Raw genomic sequence first — 15,057 nt, forward strand, 5'->3', positions numbered from 1 at the left:
ACCGCGGGCCGTTACGGCATTGTTTCGAAGGCGGCGGAAACATAGCCGACGACGCGACTGTAATCGCCGCTGGTGTCGCCGGAGTTTTGATAGCACAACACCCGCACCTGATCGGCGCCCAGCCGGCGGGCGGCAAGCAGCGCGGCCACGATCGGGCCGGCGCCACAGGCTTCGCAGGTGCGTTGTTGCAGAGCCTCGAACAGCGGCTCCGGTTCGCCGGCCTCAAGCAACTCGATGAAATAGCCATCGCGGCGGCGCGCTTCGGCATCGCTGTGATAGTGGGAAAGATCCGAGCTGGCGATGATGGCCATCGTGGTCTGTGCCGCCAATTCCGCCAGCGCCTGCCCCAGGGCCTCGCACAAGTCCCAGGATTGTTCGCCCATCACGATCGGCAGAATCGTGCTCGCCGGCGCGACGAGTTGCAGAAACGGCAGTTGCACTTCGATGGCATGTTCGCCGCCCTCTGCCTCGACGCGATGGCCGTTCCAGGTTGCGCTGAAGTTTTCGTTTTTTTGAATGAGCTGTTCGGCGAGCGCGGCCGCCACCGGCACTTCGCCGAGCGGCGTGCGATAACCGCTGCCGGAGAAGACGGAGACGAACGGAAAATACTCCCAATGGCTGGGCGCGATGATGACGACTGTTGCCGGAGGCTGGCGGCGCAGAAGTTCATAGGTGTGGGCGGCCACCGGTCCGGAATAGCGATAGCCGGCGTGCGGTGCAATGCCGGCGACCAACCGGCCGGGCGCTGCTGCGAGCTGGGTCTGCGCCAGCAAATCGCGCACGACTCGGCTGAGCACCTGCGGATTCTCCGGATAGAACATGCCCGCCACTGCTGCCGGTCTGATGGCACCGCCGGCCACCGGCTCGTTTTGCTTGCGTGGGTTTGCCATGGCGCCCAGCTCCCAAAAGCAAAAAGGCACAACGGAATGTCATGCCTTTAGTTTTCGCTATCGTGGAACCTCTGCTTCATGTGCACCCTCCTCAATCGCCGACGCTGGGAATGTAGCACAAAAATCAGGAATGTCAACGAGTTTTTGCCGGTCTTGCGGCCGACAATCGGGGAATTTGCCGGGAAATCGTCGCGTTGGCGTCGCGCTTGCGGCAGACGAGCAATCCGCGCTACTTGCTGTCGCTGGCAGCGGAATTTATCCTTGCTTCTCTCGCCAGTGTGAGTTAGAATGAACACGCCCGCAGGCGTGCGGAATCATCAGCGGGGCCAGGGCGCGGTTGGCAAATTGCCCCGACGACAGTCGGGCGAAAGGATGGAAGGCAGAATACAAAACAACCAGCATCGCACGTCGCTCCAGGCACCGATCGCCAGCCGGATGATCCGTGTCTGTTCCGCGATTGCGAACTTGTGAGAAAATGTTCCTGCAACGGCTCGGCCGTTGCATCAGAATCTCTAGTGCTTTGTTACTTTGATTTGTATAAGTGCTTCCGAGAGTCATTCAGAAGGAATCTTGTGAAGTACTTGATACCGTACTCGAGTTTTCACAGGATCCTTGCAGGATGACACCTCGGCTGAGCCAAGGTTGGAACGTTTTCGGATAGACAACGGCTAGCTTGACAATGTTGACTTGGCGGATACACCCGCCAAACGTGTCACTCAGGATGAGGCCTTGCCAGCAACCGATGAGTTGCGGCGATCTCAGCGACTGTGGCGTGCGCTGCAAAGAATGCTGGCAGCATGACCATCTCGGGAGCGTGAGAGTCAACGCAGCATTGTCAAGTTTTTGACAGACCCAGGCCTCCAGGAGGGGATTATGGACATCCTGCTCAAACTCGTTGCGGGTGGTGCCATCTTTTGGCTGCTTTTCGGGGCCGGGGGAATTCTGAAAGACCGGCATGCTCCAGCACCGGCCGCGCGTGACTCCGCAGCCGTGGCCGTGGTCAGCCCCAAGGAAGTCAGGCGCCATCCTGCGGTCAAAATCAAGTCGCTGGACTTTCTACAGGATCACAGCAAATATCTGCTCGTGATCAGTCCGGTGACGGTGGCATACTACCGCTCGCAAACCGCCAATGAGCTGACCGCGGCCGGCAGTGTCGCGGTGCCGTGGCAAACGCTCAGCGTGAACCCCTTTGACTTTCCACTGTCGGTGCCGGAGGCAGAACGCCGGGGCCGGCTGGCTGCGCTCATGATCGCGGAAGGCAAGCGGGCGCCGGAGCCGCGCGTGTTCATCGTGCTGGAGTTTCCCAACGGCGAGCGCTATCTCACCGAAGCTTCGGACACCGGCAGTTCTCTCCCGTCCCGCACGGTGTCGTGGCACATCGGCGATGCTGCCGCTGATGCGGCGTTCGCGCAAACCTTTGGTGATGAAGCCCGCGCCTATGGCTTCATCATCGCTGATCCCGCGGTGACTTTCGCAGAAATTGAATTGCAATCCAACCGATAAGGGCCGGCGGGAGAGGAGTGAGAATGAAGAGCGAGGGCGCGGCTATCATTCTGGCCGGCGGCAAGAGCAGCCGGTTGGGCCGCGATAAGGTGCTGTTGCCGTGGCAGGGCACCACGATTCTGGCCGCGCTTGCCACGCGCCTGCAACAGGCTTTTGCGCACGTGCTGATCGTCACCGCCCCGGACCACCAAGTCGATTCGCCCGCCGGCCGCATCGTCTATGATCTCATTCCCGGCAAAAACAGCCTGGGCGGTCTGCATGCCGGCCTGATGCAATCACCCGCGCAGAAGAATTTTGTCTGCGCCTGCGACATGCCGCTGCTGCTGCCCGAGCTGGCGCAGGACTTGATGGCCAGGAGCAGCGGATTCGAGGTGGTCATCCCGCACGTACACGATCGGCTGCAGCCGTTATGCGCCGTCTATGACCAGGCCTGCCTGCCGTTCATCGCGCGTGCGCTTGCCGCCGGCCAATTGCGCATGACGGGCTGGCTCTCTCACGTGCACGTGCGTGAAGTAAGCGAAGCCGAGTTGCGGCAGGTCGATGCGGCGCTGCAATCGTTTTACAATGTGAATACCGAGGCGGATTATCGCCAACTGCTGGCGGCGTTGTCGGACAAACTCATCACCGCCCCGGTGACAGGCGCCGCCGGAGAATGAGTCTTCGTTGCCAACGGGCTTGCCGCTCATGCGAGCAGCGGTGCCCGTGCCCGCGAAACATTCTGCCAGGAGGATGAGACCACGCGGTTGTTCAGCTCAATGAGAACTTGTCATCTGCATGAATCCGCTGCCGCCTTTACCTGCTGCACCGCAAAATCTCCATCTCGGCGTTGCCGGCTGGGATGATCCCGCGCGCTTTGCCGGATTGGGCAACGGCAACCGCGATGAAATTCTGGCCTGGCTGGCGCGCACTTTCAATCTCATCGAAATCACCGCGAGCTATTACCAGCCGCTAGCGCCGGAGACGACCCGGCGCTGGCTCGAGCCGGTGAAAGCAAATGGCCGGCTGCGCTTCACGGCCCGCCTGTGGCAGAAATTGTTGCGCGAGCGCTCGGCGCAATCGCCGGCGGAAGTGCAGCGGTTTCTCGCGGGTCTCGAACCGCTCACGGGCGCCAAGCGTCTCGCCGCAGTGGTCGCGCCGTTTTCTCACACCTTTCACAATTCTCCCGCGAATCAGGACTGGCTGCGCTGGCTGGCAGACGCTTTGGCCGGACACACGTTGGTGATCGAGCTGCATCACCACTCGTGGTCCGAGACCAACGCCGGGAAGAATCTGCTGGCGGCGGGCTTGTGCCTGGCGCATGTTGATCAGCCGCGGCCCGGCCGGGCCTTTGTCTTTCCGCTCGAAACGCCCAGCCGGCTGGCTTATGCCCGTTTTGACGGCCGCAATCAAGCCGCCTGGCTGGCAGCGGCGGCCAGCCGCGATGATCGCCACGATTATTTGTATTCCGATGCCGAGTTGGCCGCGATTGCCGGCCGGGTGAGAACAGCGCTCTCCCGGACTTCCCTCGGCTGCATCGTCTTCAACAATTATCCGCGCGGCCACAGCCTGATCAACGCGGTGCAATTGCAGGCGCTCTTGCGCGGTGCGCCGTTACTCGAAGCCGGTGAGCTGCGGCGGCAGTTTCCCTTCTCGCGCCGGACAGAAAGAAATTGATTTTTATCGCAAGCGCGCCTTATATTGCGCGCCATTGCGCAAGAACTTCCCAAATCCCTTCAATCTCAACCTGAGTCAAGAGGAGTATCGTGGTGAATGCGGTTCAATCCCAATCCCTCACCCCTGCCCAAAATGGCGATGTTTGCGTCAACGATTTCAATATTCATGTTGCGACCGCCAACGGCACCGGCAGCCAAAGTTCGAACCTGGTGCTGATGCGCGCCATTTTTCAAATGGGGATTCCGGTTTCCGGAAAGAATCTTTTCCCTTCCAACATTCAAGGCCTGCCCACCTGGTTCACCGTGCGGGTGAGCCAGCACGGTTACATTGCGCGCCGCGAAACGATCGACGTGCTGGTGGCGATGAATCCCGAAACCGCAAACGAAGACGTCATGCGGCTGGCGCCCGGCACAGTGGCGGTGTACGACGCACCCTTGCAGCTCAACAAACTTCGCCAGGATGTGACCTTTTACCCGGTGCCGTTCGATGAGCTGGTGGTGCCGGTCTGTCCGGTGGCCAAGCTGCGCAAGTTGGTGCGCAATATGATCTACGACGGCGTGCTGGCCTACTTGCTCGACCTGGACATGGCGGAAGTGGAACGCGCGTTGTTGAAGCAGTTCAAGAACAAGGCCAAGGCTGCCGCGATGAACTGGGAAGCTGCCAAAGCCGGTTATGAATTCGCGCAGAAGAATTTCGCGCAGAAACCTCCTTATCGCGTCGAGCGCATGAACGAGACCGCGGGCAAAATCGTCATCGACGGCAATTCCGCGGCGGCGCTCGGCTGCCTGTTCGCCGGGGTCACGGTCGTCACCTGGTATCCGATCACGCCGTCTTCCTCGCTGTGCGAGACCTTGATCGAATACATGAACAAATACCGCATCGATCCCGAGACCAAGAAAGCCACCTTTGCCATCGTGCAGGCGGAGGACGAGTTGGCGGCGGTGGGCATGGCGATCGGGGCGGGCTGGGCCGGCGCGCGTTCGATGACTTCCACCTCCGGTCCCGGCGTCTCGTTGATGTCGGAGTTCGTGGGTTTGGGTTACTATGCCGAAATCCCGGTGGTGATTTTCGACATTCAGCGCGTCGGGCCTTCCACCGGCCTGCCGACGCGCACGATGCAGGGCGATATTCTCTCGACCGCGGTGCTTTCGCACGGCGATGCCAAACACCCGATGCTGTTGCCCTGCTCGGTGGCGGAGTGCTTCACGATGGCGATTCAGGCTTTTGATTTGGCGGAGGAGCTGCAGACGCCGGTGTTCGTGATGAGTGATCTCGATCTCGGCATGAACTTGTGGATGTCCGATCCCTTCGCCTATCCCGAGGAGCCGCTGCGCCGCGGCAAAGTCCTCACTGCCGAAGACCTGGACAAAGTCGCGGAATTTGCCCGTTACAAAGACGTGGACGGCGACGGCATTCCCTACCGCACGCTGCCGGGCACCAAACATCCCAAGGCGCCTTATTTCACGCGCGGCAGCGGCCACAATGAACGCGCGCAATACAGCGAGCGGCCGGGCGATTATCGCCGCAATGTCGACCGCCTGGCGCACAAATTCGAGACGGCGCGGCAGCGCGTGCCCACTGCCGTGCGCGAGCACGAGGCCGGCACGGCCCTCGGCCTCATCGCTTACGGCACCAGCCATTGGGCGGTGTTGGAGGCGCTCGACGTGCTGCGCGAGCAGCATCAGGTGGCCGCGGATTATCTGCGGCTGCGCGCCTATCCCTTCGGCGACGAGGTGAAAGACTTCATCGCCCAACACGAGCGCGTTTACGTGGTGGATCAAAACCGCGACGGCCAGATGTTCAGCCTGCTGGGCATGGAGCACGAGGCCGCGGTGAAAGCAAAACTGCACAGCATTCGCTGCTACAACGGCCTGCCGATTCCGGCGCGCATCATCGTGGAAGATATTCTGAATCAGGAGAAGAGCTGACATGGCACAGATCACCGAAACTCCCGGCCGGCCGGCGGCGAAAGTCAATCGTCTCGGCCTGGCCCGCGATTCTTATCGCGGCGGCAAGACCACGTTGTGCGCCGGCTGCGGCCACAACGCCATCTCCGAGCGCATCATCGACGCCTTTTATGATATGGGCGTGGATCCTTACCGCGTCGCGAAGTTTTCCGGCATCGGCTGTTCGAGCAAATCGCCGGCCTATTTCTTGAGCACCTCGCACGGTTTCAATGCGGTGCATGGCCGCATGCCCGCGGTTGCCACCGGCGCGGCGCTGGCCAATCATCAACTCATGATCGTGGGCGTGAGCGGCGACGGCGACACCGCTTCCATTGGCATGGGCCAGTATGTCCATCTCATGCGCCGCAATCTTCCCATGATCTACCTCATCGAAGACAACGGCGTTTACGGCCTGACCAAGGGCCAGTTCTCCGCCACCGCCGACAAGGGCGCCAGGCTCAAAACCGGGGTGGTCAATGATCTGCCCGCCATCGACATGTGCGCGCTCGCCATCGAACTGGGCGCCAGCTTCGTGGCGCGCGCCTTCTCCGGCGACAAGAGCCAACTCACCACCATTCTGAAAGCCGCGGTGGCACATCGCGGCACCGCTCTGCTCGACATCATTTCGCCGTGCGTCACCTTCAACGATCATGAAGGCTCCACCAAGAGCTACGACTACGTCAAAGAGCACGAGGAAAAGCTCAGCGATCTCGGCTTCGTGCCCTTCTTCGATGACATCGTGGTGGATTATGCGCCCGGTACCACCCAGGAAGTCACGCTGCACGACGGCTCCCGTCTGTTGTTGAGCAAACTGCCGGAAGACTACAACCCGGCGCGCAAGGCGGACGCACTGCGCGCGCTTGCCAAGGCGCGGGCGCGCGAGGAAGTGCTGACCGGCATTCTCTTCGTCGATCCCGGCCTGGATGATTTCATCAGCCTCTTGAATGTGGTGGACGAGCCGCTCGCCACTCTGCCGGAAAGCCGCGTGCGCCCCGGTCGCGAGGCGCTGCAGCAAATCATGGAAGAGTACAAGTAACCTGCCGCCTCACACGAGATTCGAAGCCCGCGATCGCGCTCAGATCGCGGGCTTTTTGCATTGCTCAAATTCAGAGGCACTGGCCGCTATGCACTGCACACCCCCATTTCCCGCCCGGCTTGCGCCAGCGCGAGGCCGCACGCCTGCAACGCCGCACCAACCCGGACTGCCGAAAAAATCCGAGGATCATAGCCGGGGAGGGTGGGCCAAGCTGCTGACCCCGCTTGGCCGCGGCGTTGCGCTCAGCATGCTGCTGCCGGTGGCGCTCGCGCTCGCGCTCGCCGCTCAGCCGGAGCAATTTGTTCCCGCCGAATATTTGCAGATTCGCCATGCCATGGGGAAAGGGCAGTACCGCGAGGCGCATGCCTTGCTTGCCGCGAGCCTGCGGCAACCGCGAATTTTTCCGCGCGTTTTCCCAACCGCGGCCTATTTGTTCATTTATGAAGGCAGAATCGAGCAAGGCCTGGATTTTTTCGCGAAGCTGCTTGCCGATTCCACTTACCGGGACTATCGCGGTGAAATCGCAGGCGCGCTCGCGGTATTGCATCACTTTCGCCGGGACACCGCCCAGACCCGGGTGCAGACCGAGAAAGCGCTGGAGCTCGGCTGCCGCAACCTGCATCCCTATGAGCTTTTCGTCGACAGTTGGGAGCGCGAGCGCGCTGCGGAAATCCTGCAGCGGCAGAGCCAGTTGCAGCCGGCCAACTGGCGACTGCGGCATGCCCAGGCTTATCTGCTCCAATCCCAAAATCAGGCGGCGGCCGCGGCCGCCATGTTTTTCGCTTTGATCGAGCAAGGGCATGACTCCTGGGAAGTCTGCGTCACGCTTGGCAACAACTTGAACTACCAATCCCGCTTCGCGGAGGCGGGCAGGCTGCTCAATTGGAAAATTGCCGCGTGCCGCAGCATGCGCGATGAAGACGGACTGGCCCAACTACTCAACGTCTTGTCGCAGACTGAGATGGGGCGCGGCAATCTCGCGGAAGCGCAACGCTTGCGGGCCGAGAGTCTCGCGCTGGCGAAGCAGACCGGCAACCTGAAGTTGGAGTATCTGCTGCGCTTGAGCTTGAGCCAGGAGCTCCTCAATCTCTGCCGTTGGTCGGAGGCAGAGCAGCACCTCGAGTTTGTGCGGGAGCAGGCGCAGTTTTTTGCGGACGCGAACACCCTGCTCACGGCCATGTATCATCAGGGAAGATTGGAAAGAGCACGCGGGCGCTGGCAGGCTTCCGCCGAAAATTTTCTGCGGGCCGCGGCCATCGCGAATTCGCTCGGCAAGCGTGAATATGCCATTCAATTGCTTTACAGTGTCGCCGTCACCGATCTCAAGGCAGGCCGCGTGCAACAGGCGCTGGCACGCTTTCAGGAAAACGAACAGCGCATGCAACAGCATGGCTCACTCTTGCACCGGCGCTACTATCTGCAACACTTCAGCAATGCCTATGAACAACTTGGCCGCCATGCCGAAGCCCTGGCGTACTGTGACAGCGCGTTGGCAATCACGCAGGCAGGTGAGAACCGCAGGTTGCACTTGACCATCGTTCTCGATCGTGGGCGTCTGTTGACGTTGCTGGGGCGGCATGCCGAAGCGCTGCCCTTGCTGGAGGAGGTCACCGCCGCCGCGTCACGAGCGGGTTTCGTCGATCTCGAGCTGGAAGCCCAAACTGCGGTGGGTGAATTGTATTTGAGCGCCGGCGCATTCCGCCGCGCCGAAAGCACCTTCACGGCTACGCTCGCCCGCCTGCAACAAGCGCCTGACTATCTCAGCTATTTGAAGGCCTCCTCCGGCCTGGCAGAAACCGTTTTTCGCACCGGCGACTTGACGCGCGCCATTGTGCTTTATCGCACGGCCCTGGAAGTGGTGGTCTCCAATGCCCGCACCGCCACTCTGGAGCAATCCGCCTCCTTGGCCCGCGAAGAACGCGCGGTTTTTTTGGGCCTCAGTCGCGCGCTGTGGCGCACCAATCAAACCGCAGAGGCGATTTGCCTGGCGGAGCGCAGCCGCGATCTGGTGGTTCAGCGCCGGCGCTGGCAGGCGCATCTGCTGAAGTCCGCTGACTCGTTGCAGCATTTGCACGCCAAGCTGGCTCATCTCGATTCTTTGATCCTGCGCCAGCGGCTGCAGCAGGCCTCCGGTGAGCCTGGCGTTGCAGCGCCTCTGCTCGCCGCGGATCTTCGCCGCCATGAGTTGGCGCGCCAAGAGCTGATGCAGAGTCTGCTCGGTCACGTCGATGAGCCGCCGCCTTCCCTCGACAATGTGGCCTTGCAGAGCTTGCGCCGGACGCTGGCGCACCAGGGCGAAGTGGCCCTCAGCTTTTTTGTGGGGGATACGCTCAGCCTGGTGTTCTTGGTGGCCGGTGATACCCTGCAAGGCTGGGAGATCCCAGCCGGCCGGCGGCAACTCGAACCGCTGCTCGCGCGCATGCACCCGGTGCTGGCGCTGCAACAGACGGATTCATTTGCGCGCGAGGCTGCCGGTTTTGACACGGCGGCCGCGCATGCCGTCTACCGGCTTCTCGTCGCCGGGCCGTTGTCTGCGCGCCGGGAGCGAGGGCTGGCCGTGGTTCCCGATGAGATCTTGCATGCCCTGCCTTTTGAGATTCTGGTGACCGAGACGCCGGCCGGCAACCGTGCTGCGTTCCTGCTCAAGCACCACACCGTTCGTTACGGCCTTTCACTGCAATCGCTGCCGCAGCCGGCGCCGCAACCACTCGCCATAAAGTCCTTCCTGCTGGTGGCCGATCCGCTTCGCTTTGCTCCCTTCTCGATCACTTCACCCGCCGGCACGCGGCGCAGGCGCGAGGCTTTGCCGGGCAGCCGCAACGAACTGGAAGCGATCCAAGCCACCACCAGCGTGCAACGCCTTCTCGCCGGCCGCTCCGCCACGCGCCAAAACGTTTTGGAGGCACTGCCGGATTGTGACTGGCTGCACATCGCCGGCCATGCCTTCAGCGAGGCCGGTGAGCCGCTGCACGCCGAGATTCTGCTGTCCAACGCGGCGGACAGTGCGCTCGATCGCATCTATGCGTTTGAAATTTTCGGCCGGACACTTGCGGCCAGGATCGCCATCTTGAGCGGGTGTGAAACCGCGCGCGGCCTGTTTCTCAACGGTGAGGGCTTTGCGGGATTCGTGCAGGCTTTTCGCGCCGCCGGCACCCCGAGCGTGATTGCCAGCCTGTGGGCGATCAATGATCAAGCCACGGCGCGATTCTTTTCGGTGTACTATGCCGCGCTGCGGCGCGGCCAATCCACCGTGCAGGCACTGCAGACCGCCAAGCTCGAAATGCTGGAAGACCCGAATGCCAGTCTGCTGGACTGGGCCGGGTTCTGCTATTACGGGCCGGATTGGCAAGTCACGCTGCCGCCGCCGCGCTCTTCGAACTACTATTGGTATGCGGCAACCGTTGCCCTGATCATTCTGGCGGGCGCCGTTTATGCAGTGCGACGCTTCCGCCGGCCTAGAGCCTCCGGCGCTCGCCACTAGCCCACAGTGTTCACTAAAGCGGTAATCAAATCTTTCGAGGCGGAGGGATTGCTGAGGAACGAGGATGGTTTCATGCGCCGGAAGCAGGCTCCGGCGCATGAAGCAGATCACGGCATAAGCTCAGGACCAGCCGCCGCCGTTGCCGGGCGGAGGCGGAGGCGGGTCTTCGCCGCCGTGGGTCGTATTGCCAATATCGGTCTGCTGGGATGGAACAGCTTGACTCTCCGGCGCGGTCGGCAGGTTTGCGGAGCAGGCCTGCAATGCCAACAACGCCAGCAATGCGAGCAAACGAATGACTGTACGCATGGTCTCAGTCCTTTCAGGTTGGAGTGAAAGAAATCACAAGACATGCGGCACAGTCGGCCAACTGTGGCTCGGCCTCGCGCGCCTTCCGGGCGCACGGCAGAGCCGGGAGATTTCACCGTTGCAGGGTTTGCTTTTGATCGGAGAGAGCGTTATTATTGCACCGTTCCCCTACTCGGCAAACTTGGAAGGGCCCCTGGGGGTGAGTTCTCCCCCGTTCATTCATATAAGACCCAGACCGGCTGTGATTACTCACAACCACTTTGAGGACGCTGCAACTTGGTGAACTCGCGAGGAAAAAATGCTGCATGAATGGTTGCATTCGAGCGCAGGGAGGAATGAATCATCGCTGACGAACCCAAATCGATTGATCCCCAATGGATCGCCTCGCGCCAGTTGATGGTGAAGTACTATCTGATCAAGAACTGGCATCTGGACGGCGTCGATCTGGAGGAAGTGGTCCAGGATACGATGCTGGCGGCATTGCAGAGTTATCCAAACTACAAGGGCCTCAACGACGCCAAGCCCGGCACGTTTCTCATCGGGATTGCCAACAATGTGGCGCAGACTCACTTTCGCAAGAAGGGCAATTGGCAGCGTCGCACCGCGCCCCTGGAGTTTGCCGAGGCGATTGGTATTGTCTTTCGTGACGAGGCGGAGGCCAATGACCTGGCCCGCCGCCTGCACAGCAAAATCTCCAAGCTGAAGGATAATTACTTCCAGGTTCTGAAGCTGGTGTTCTACAAAGGGCTGAAAGAAGGCGAGGCCGCCGAGGTCATGGGTCTGCCCGCCGACAAGGTTTACAGCCTGAAGTCCGATGCGCTCAAACGTCTGCGCAAGCTCTGCCTGAAAGATCCGGTCTTTCGATCCTTGTTTTATTCGTGAGGGAGTAACGATTGCTGAGGTTCCCATGCCATGCACCTATGAAGACCGTCTCGAGATTATTGCCGCCTATGTTCGTCACCAGTTGCCCGAGCAGGCGCAGGAATCCTTCGAAGAACACTACCTGGGCTGCGACGAGTGCGGCCGCGACCTGCTGCTCATGGAGAAGACGGCGCTGGTCATGAAGCGTCACGGCGATTTGATTTTTCAACGCCGCCACCGCACCCCCGCCTTTCTGCGCAATTTCCTCCACAGAAAAACGCACGACTCGATTGGCGCGCTCGCCGTGCACTGGCTGCGTGCGCACGGCCCGGCTCTGGCCGGCTATGCCGTGCTCGTGCTCATTCTGGGCGCCGGCTATTTCTGGTTGGATCGTTACCAACACACCGCTGGCGACGAATCCTCCGGCCAGTACGACGAAGCCGGAACTGCCGGCCCTTCCTTTTCCGCCGGTCAAACGCCTGCCCACCTGCGGCAGCCGGAGTGGCCGGCCAGCAGCGTTGCCGGCGTGCCAGATCCCGCTCTGGCTCAAATGTGGGAAGAAGCCCGCCAGGCCTATGAGAAACAGCAATACCAACAAGCTTTGCCGCTGCTGGCCTCGCTCGTGCAAGCGCTGCCGGACCAACCACGACTGCTGCTTTTCCAGGGCGTCAGTCTGTTGCGAATCGGAAAGCCGGAAGCTGCGCGCGCGGTTTTGCATGATCTCGTCCAACGCCAGCCTGACGATTCCGCCGCGCAATGGTTCCTCGCTGAATCCTGCCTCGAACAAGATCCCGATCAAGCACAACTCCTCTACGAACAACTCGCCGCCCGCGGTGATTCACTCTATCGCGCCGCGGCACGGCAGAGAATCCACCGGCATTAGACGCTACTGCTGAATTCTATCTCGCCGACTTGCCGGATGCAAACCCGCGGCGGATCCGCCGCGGGTTTGCGGCATTGCGTCAGCCAAAAAGAACTTGCAAATGTGGCTGGCGCGACTAAATTCCCGTTCACATTATCGTATTCCTCTGGAAAAAACAGCGCGATCGCGAAGTCTTTTCCAGCTTGCTTCGTTTGCAGTCTGGTAGACTGCGTGACGAATGACTTGCCCTGGATTTTCACCTCTATCAAACTGGCAGTGGAGTTTTATGGCGAGAAGCAAAAGCAAACAGCGCCGCATGCGCATGGAGCGCCGGCAAAAGCTGAGGGCCCGCATTAAACGCCGGAAAAAAACGCGCAAAGCCGCCGCGGCCGCCTCTTGAAGTGAGTGAGGCCCGCGCCGGCCCTCGCGGGCAGCGCGAATTACGCGGAAAAGAGAACCATCTGTCACGCGCGTAATTCGCCTGCTCCCGCGGCCTGCTCGGCATTGCCGTTTATCTCCAGATTGCAGCCGTACGCAGAAAAAAGATTGCTCCAACAAGTTGCCGGCCTCGTCGCTGCCCAGGCCGCGCGTTGTTTCCGTGCCTGCCTTTCACCTGCCCAGTGCCGAGTCATTCCGCCGCCTCCCTCTTTGCCGCCATCGTCAGCGCAGACGCATTGCCGCTCTGCGGAGTTCCTGTTGGTGAAACGAGAGTTCCAATCCGTCTTGCCTCTCGCCGGTGGTTCTCATGGTGCATTCAAAATACAGGTTCGCGGACACGCATCGGGTCGTTCTGCGCCGCGTTTGGGCGGGATTGGCAGTCTGGGCGATTCTCCTCACCGGCCTTCGTTCCCAGCCCGCTGTGCCGCCGCATTTTTCCGCCGACTCGCTGCGCACGGGCCTGCAATATCTGACCGCCTTGCAGCAAGCGGACTCGCTCACTTTTGCGCGGGAGTTCGAGGCCGAATTCCGGCTGCTGCTGGAAGACGGCGAGCAGCGCGACTATGATGGCCTGCCTACGCTGCCGGCGCGCAAAGCCTTCATTGCCGCGTATTGGAAAGCGAACGACCCCAACCCGCTGCGCCCCCGCAACGATCGTTTGGACGATCACTTGCGCCGGCGCGAGTACGCGCGCCAGCACTTCGCCGCTGCCACGCCGCCTTATTGCGATGATCGCGGCAAATTCTACCTCAAGTACGGCAAGCCCTTCCGGCGTTATCAGGATCCGGGCGGCTACCGCCGCATCGCCTTTTTCAATCCCGTCACCTATGCCCGGGTGGCGCGGCTTTATCCTTTCCAACAAGCTCCGCAAGAACACTACTTCGTGGTTGCCAATGAAAGCTGGGGCTATGAAAACGTGACGCCCGATTTCGTGGTGCATTTCAAGCGCGTCGGCAGCGTGTTTCGCGAGGTGCACAGTTTGACCGAGTTGGCGGCGAGTCAGCTCCGCCGCAATCAAGCCTGGCAATGGGGAGATTTGATCAAGCAGCGCGCCGGCGTTTCGCCGGTGCTGGTGCGCGCCGCAGATGAAGTGGGCAAGCTCGAGATGGCGCTGCTGCAGGCCGCCACGCTCAGCCGCCGCGGTGAGCTTTCGCCCGGCGAGCTGACTGCGCCGAGCGAACGCCTTTTGATAATTGCGCGGCAGAGTGAATCGGAAAGCGCAGCGGCGCGGCGGATCGCGCCGGCGAGCGCGCACGAGCCGGCGCCTGCCGATCGCCTGCCGTTTGCGGAGAGCATCGCCCAGTTTCGCGCAGCCGGTGGCAAAACGCGCGTCGAAGTCACCCTGCTGGCGCCGCTGGCAAAATTTTCTGCCGGCCGCGGAGAAGTCAACGCAGAGGACAGTGTGGCCGTCGACTTTGCCTGGCTGCTGCGCGATCAAAACTGGGACTCGCTCGCCGCGCAACACCAGTGCGTTCGCTTTCCGCTGCGCTGGGCACAGCAGGAAAATCTGCCCAACGCCGTGGGCTTCTTTGCAATCCTCTCACCGCCGCAAAGCGTGACACTCTCGCTGCAGGTGCAGAATCTCCCAACGGCGCAGCTCGGCTATGCCACCCGGCCTTTGCAGATTCGGGCCTTCGCGACTGACAGCCTGCAGCTCAGCGATGTGCAGTTCTATTTGAAAATCGACAATGACAAACAAAGCCGCATACTGCCGCAAATTTTGAAGCAGCAGCTTGCGCTCGCGCCCTACCCGTGGACGACGCTGCGCAAAAGCCTGCCGGTGTTCTGCTATTTTGAAATCTACAACCTGCAGGCGGCAGGCCTGGGGGAGAGCTATGAGCTGAGCTACGAAATCACCTCCGGCCGGTCCGACGCCGGCACCACGGCGCTGCGCGTGTCGCACGCGCAGGCCATCACTGACGACACAGCCGCCGAGTTGATCGCACTCGCGCTCGAAGATTTGGCCAATGGCCCGCATCTCCTCAAGATCACCGTGCGCGAGGCGAACTCGCATCGAATTGCCGCCAGCGTGGAACGCGCGATTGTGATCGAAGATTGAAACGGCCGCACCCTTTGCAGTG

The 15,057-nt window shown here is 61.3% G+C and carries 11 protein-coding genes; 9 read left to right on the top strand and 2 right to left on the bottom strand.

Annotated features, from left to right (window positions below; genetic code table 11):
- Nucleotides 1–11 precede the first annotated feature (11 nt).
- Entirely contained in the window at nt 12–890 is an 879-nt protein-coding gene (gene amrB, locus L6R21_00530; protein ID MCK6557659.1) for an AmmeMemoRadiSam system protein B, read from the bottom strand.
- An 873-nt stretch (nt 891–1,763) separates the two neighbouring features.
- Here amrB and L6R21_00535 point away from each other — a divergent pair.
- The 6 genes from L6R21_00535 (at nt 1,764) to L6R21_00560 (ending at nt 10,509) form a co-directional block, all read left to right on the top strand.
- Entirely contained in the window at nt 1,764–2,393 is a 630-nt protein-coding gene (locus L6R21_00535) for a hypothetical protein (protein MCK6557660.1), read from the top strand.
- A 23-nt stretch (nt 2,394–2,416) separates the two neighbouring features.
- Nucleotides 2,417–3,049, top strand: coding sequence for a molybdenum cofactor guanylyltransferase (locus tag L6R21_00540; GenBank protein MCK6557661.1), 633 nt, complete (start codon nt 2,417–2,419; stop codon nt 3,047–3,049).
- Between the two features lie 118 nt (nt 3,050–3,167).
- On the top strand, nt 3,168–4,046 hold the full coding sequence (locus L6R21_00545) for a DUF72 domain-containing protein (protein MCK6557662.1): 879 nt from the start codon (nt 3,168–3,170) through the stop codon (nt 4,044–4,046).
- A gap of 92 nt (nt 4,047–4,138) precedes the next feature.
- A complete protein-coding gene (locus L6R21_00550; GenBank protein ID MCK6557663.1) occupies nt 4,139–5,974 on the top strand; it encodes a 2-oxoacid:acceptor oxidoreductase subunit alpha in 1,836 nt (611 codons plus the stop codon).
- 1 nt (nt 5,975) lies between these two features.
- Complete coding sequence (locus tag L6R21_00555; GenBank protein MCK6557664.1) at nt 5,976–7,028, top strand: 2-oxoacid:ferredoxin oxidoreductase subunit beta; 1,053 nt, start codon at nt 5,976–5,978, stop codon at nt 7,026–7,028.
- 88 nt (nt 7,029–7,116) lie between these two features.
- Nucleotides 7,117–10,509 carry a CHAT domain-containing protein gene (locus L6R21_00560; GenBank protein MCK6557665.1) on the top strand — a complete coding sequence of 1,131 codons (3,393 nt, stop codon included), beginning with the start codon at nt 7,117–7,119 and terminating at the stop codon, nt 10,507–10,509.
- 120 nt (nt 10,510–10,629) lie between these two features.
- On the opposite strand, the gene L6R21_00565 is transcribed toward L6R21_00560, so the two are convergent.
- Complete coding sequence (locus L6R21_00565; GenBank protein ID MCK6557666.1) at nt 10,630–10,815, bottom strand: hypothetical protein; 186 nt, start codon at nt 10,813–10,815, stop codon at nt 10,630–10,632.
- A 396-nt stretch (nt 10,816–11,211) separates the two neighbouring features.
- Between L6R21_00565 and L6R21_00570 the strand changes: the two genes are divergently transcribed.
- The 3 genes from L6R21_00570 (at nt 11,212) to L6R21_00580 (ending at nt 15,035) form a co-directional block, all read left to right on the top strand.
- Entirely contained in the window at nt 11,212–11,697 is a 486-nt protein-coding gene (locus L6R21_00570; protein ID MCK6557667.1) for a sigma-70 family RNA polymerase sigma factor, read from the top strand.
- 25 nt (nt 11,698–11,722) lie between these two features.
- A complete protein-coding gene (locus tag L6R21_00575) occupies nt 11,723–12,559 on the top strand; it encodes a tetratricopeptide repeat protein (protein MCK6557668.1) in 837 nt (278 codons plus the stop codon).
- 724 nt (nt 12,560–13,283) lie between these two features.
- On the top strand, nt 13,284–15,035 hold the full coding sequence (locus tag L6R21_00580) for a GWxTD domain-containing protein (protein MCK6557669.1): 1,752 nt from the start codon (nt 13,284–13,286) through the stop codon (nt 15,033–15,035).
- The last annotated feature ends 22 nt before the right edge of the window (nt 15,036–15,057 follow it).

This window comes from bacterium (assembly GCA_023150945.1).
Lineage (GTDB): Bacteria > Zhuqueibacterota > Zhuqueibacteria > Zhuqueibacterales > Zhuqueibacteraceae > Coneutiohabitans.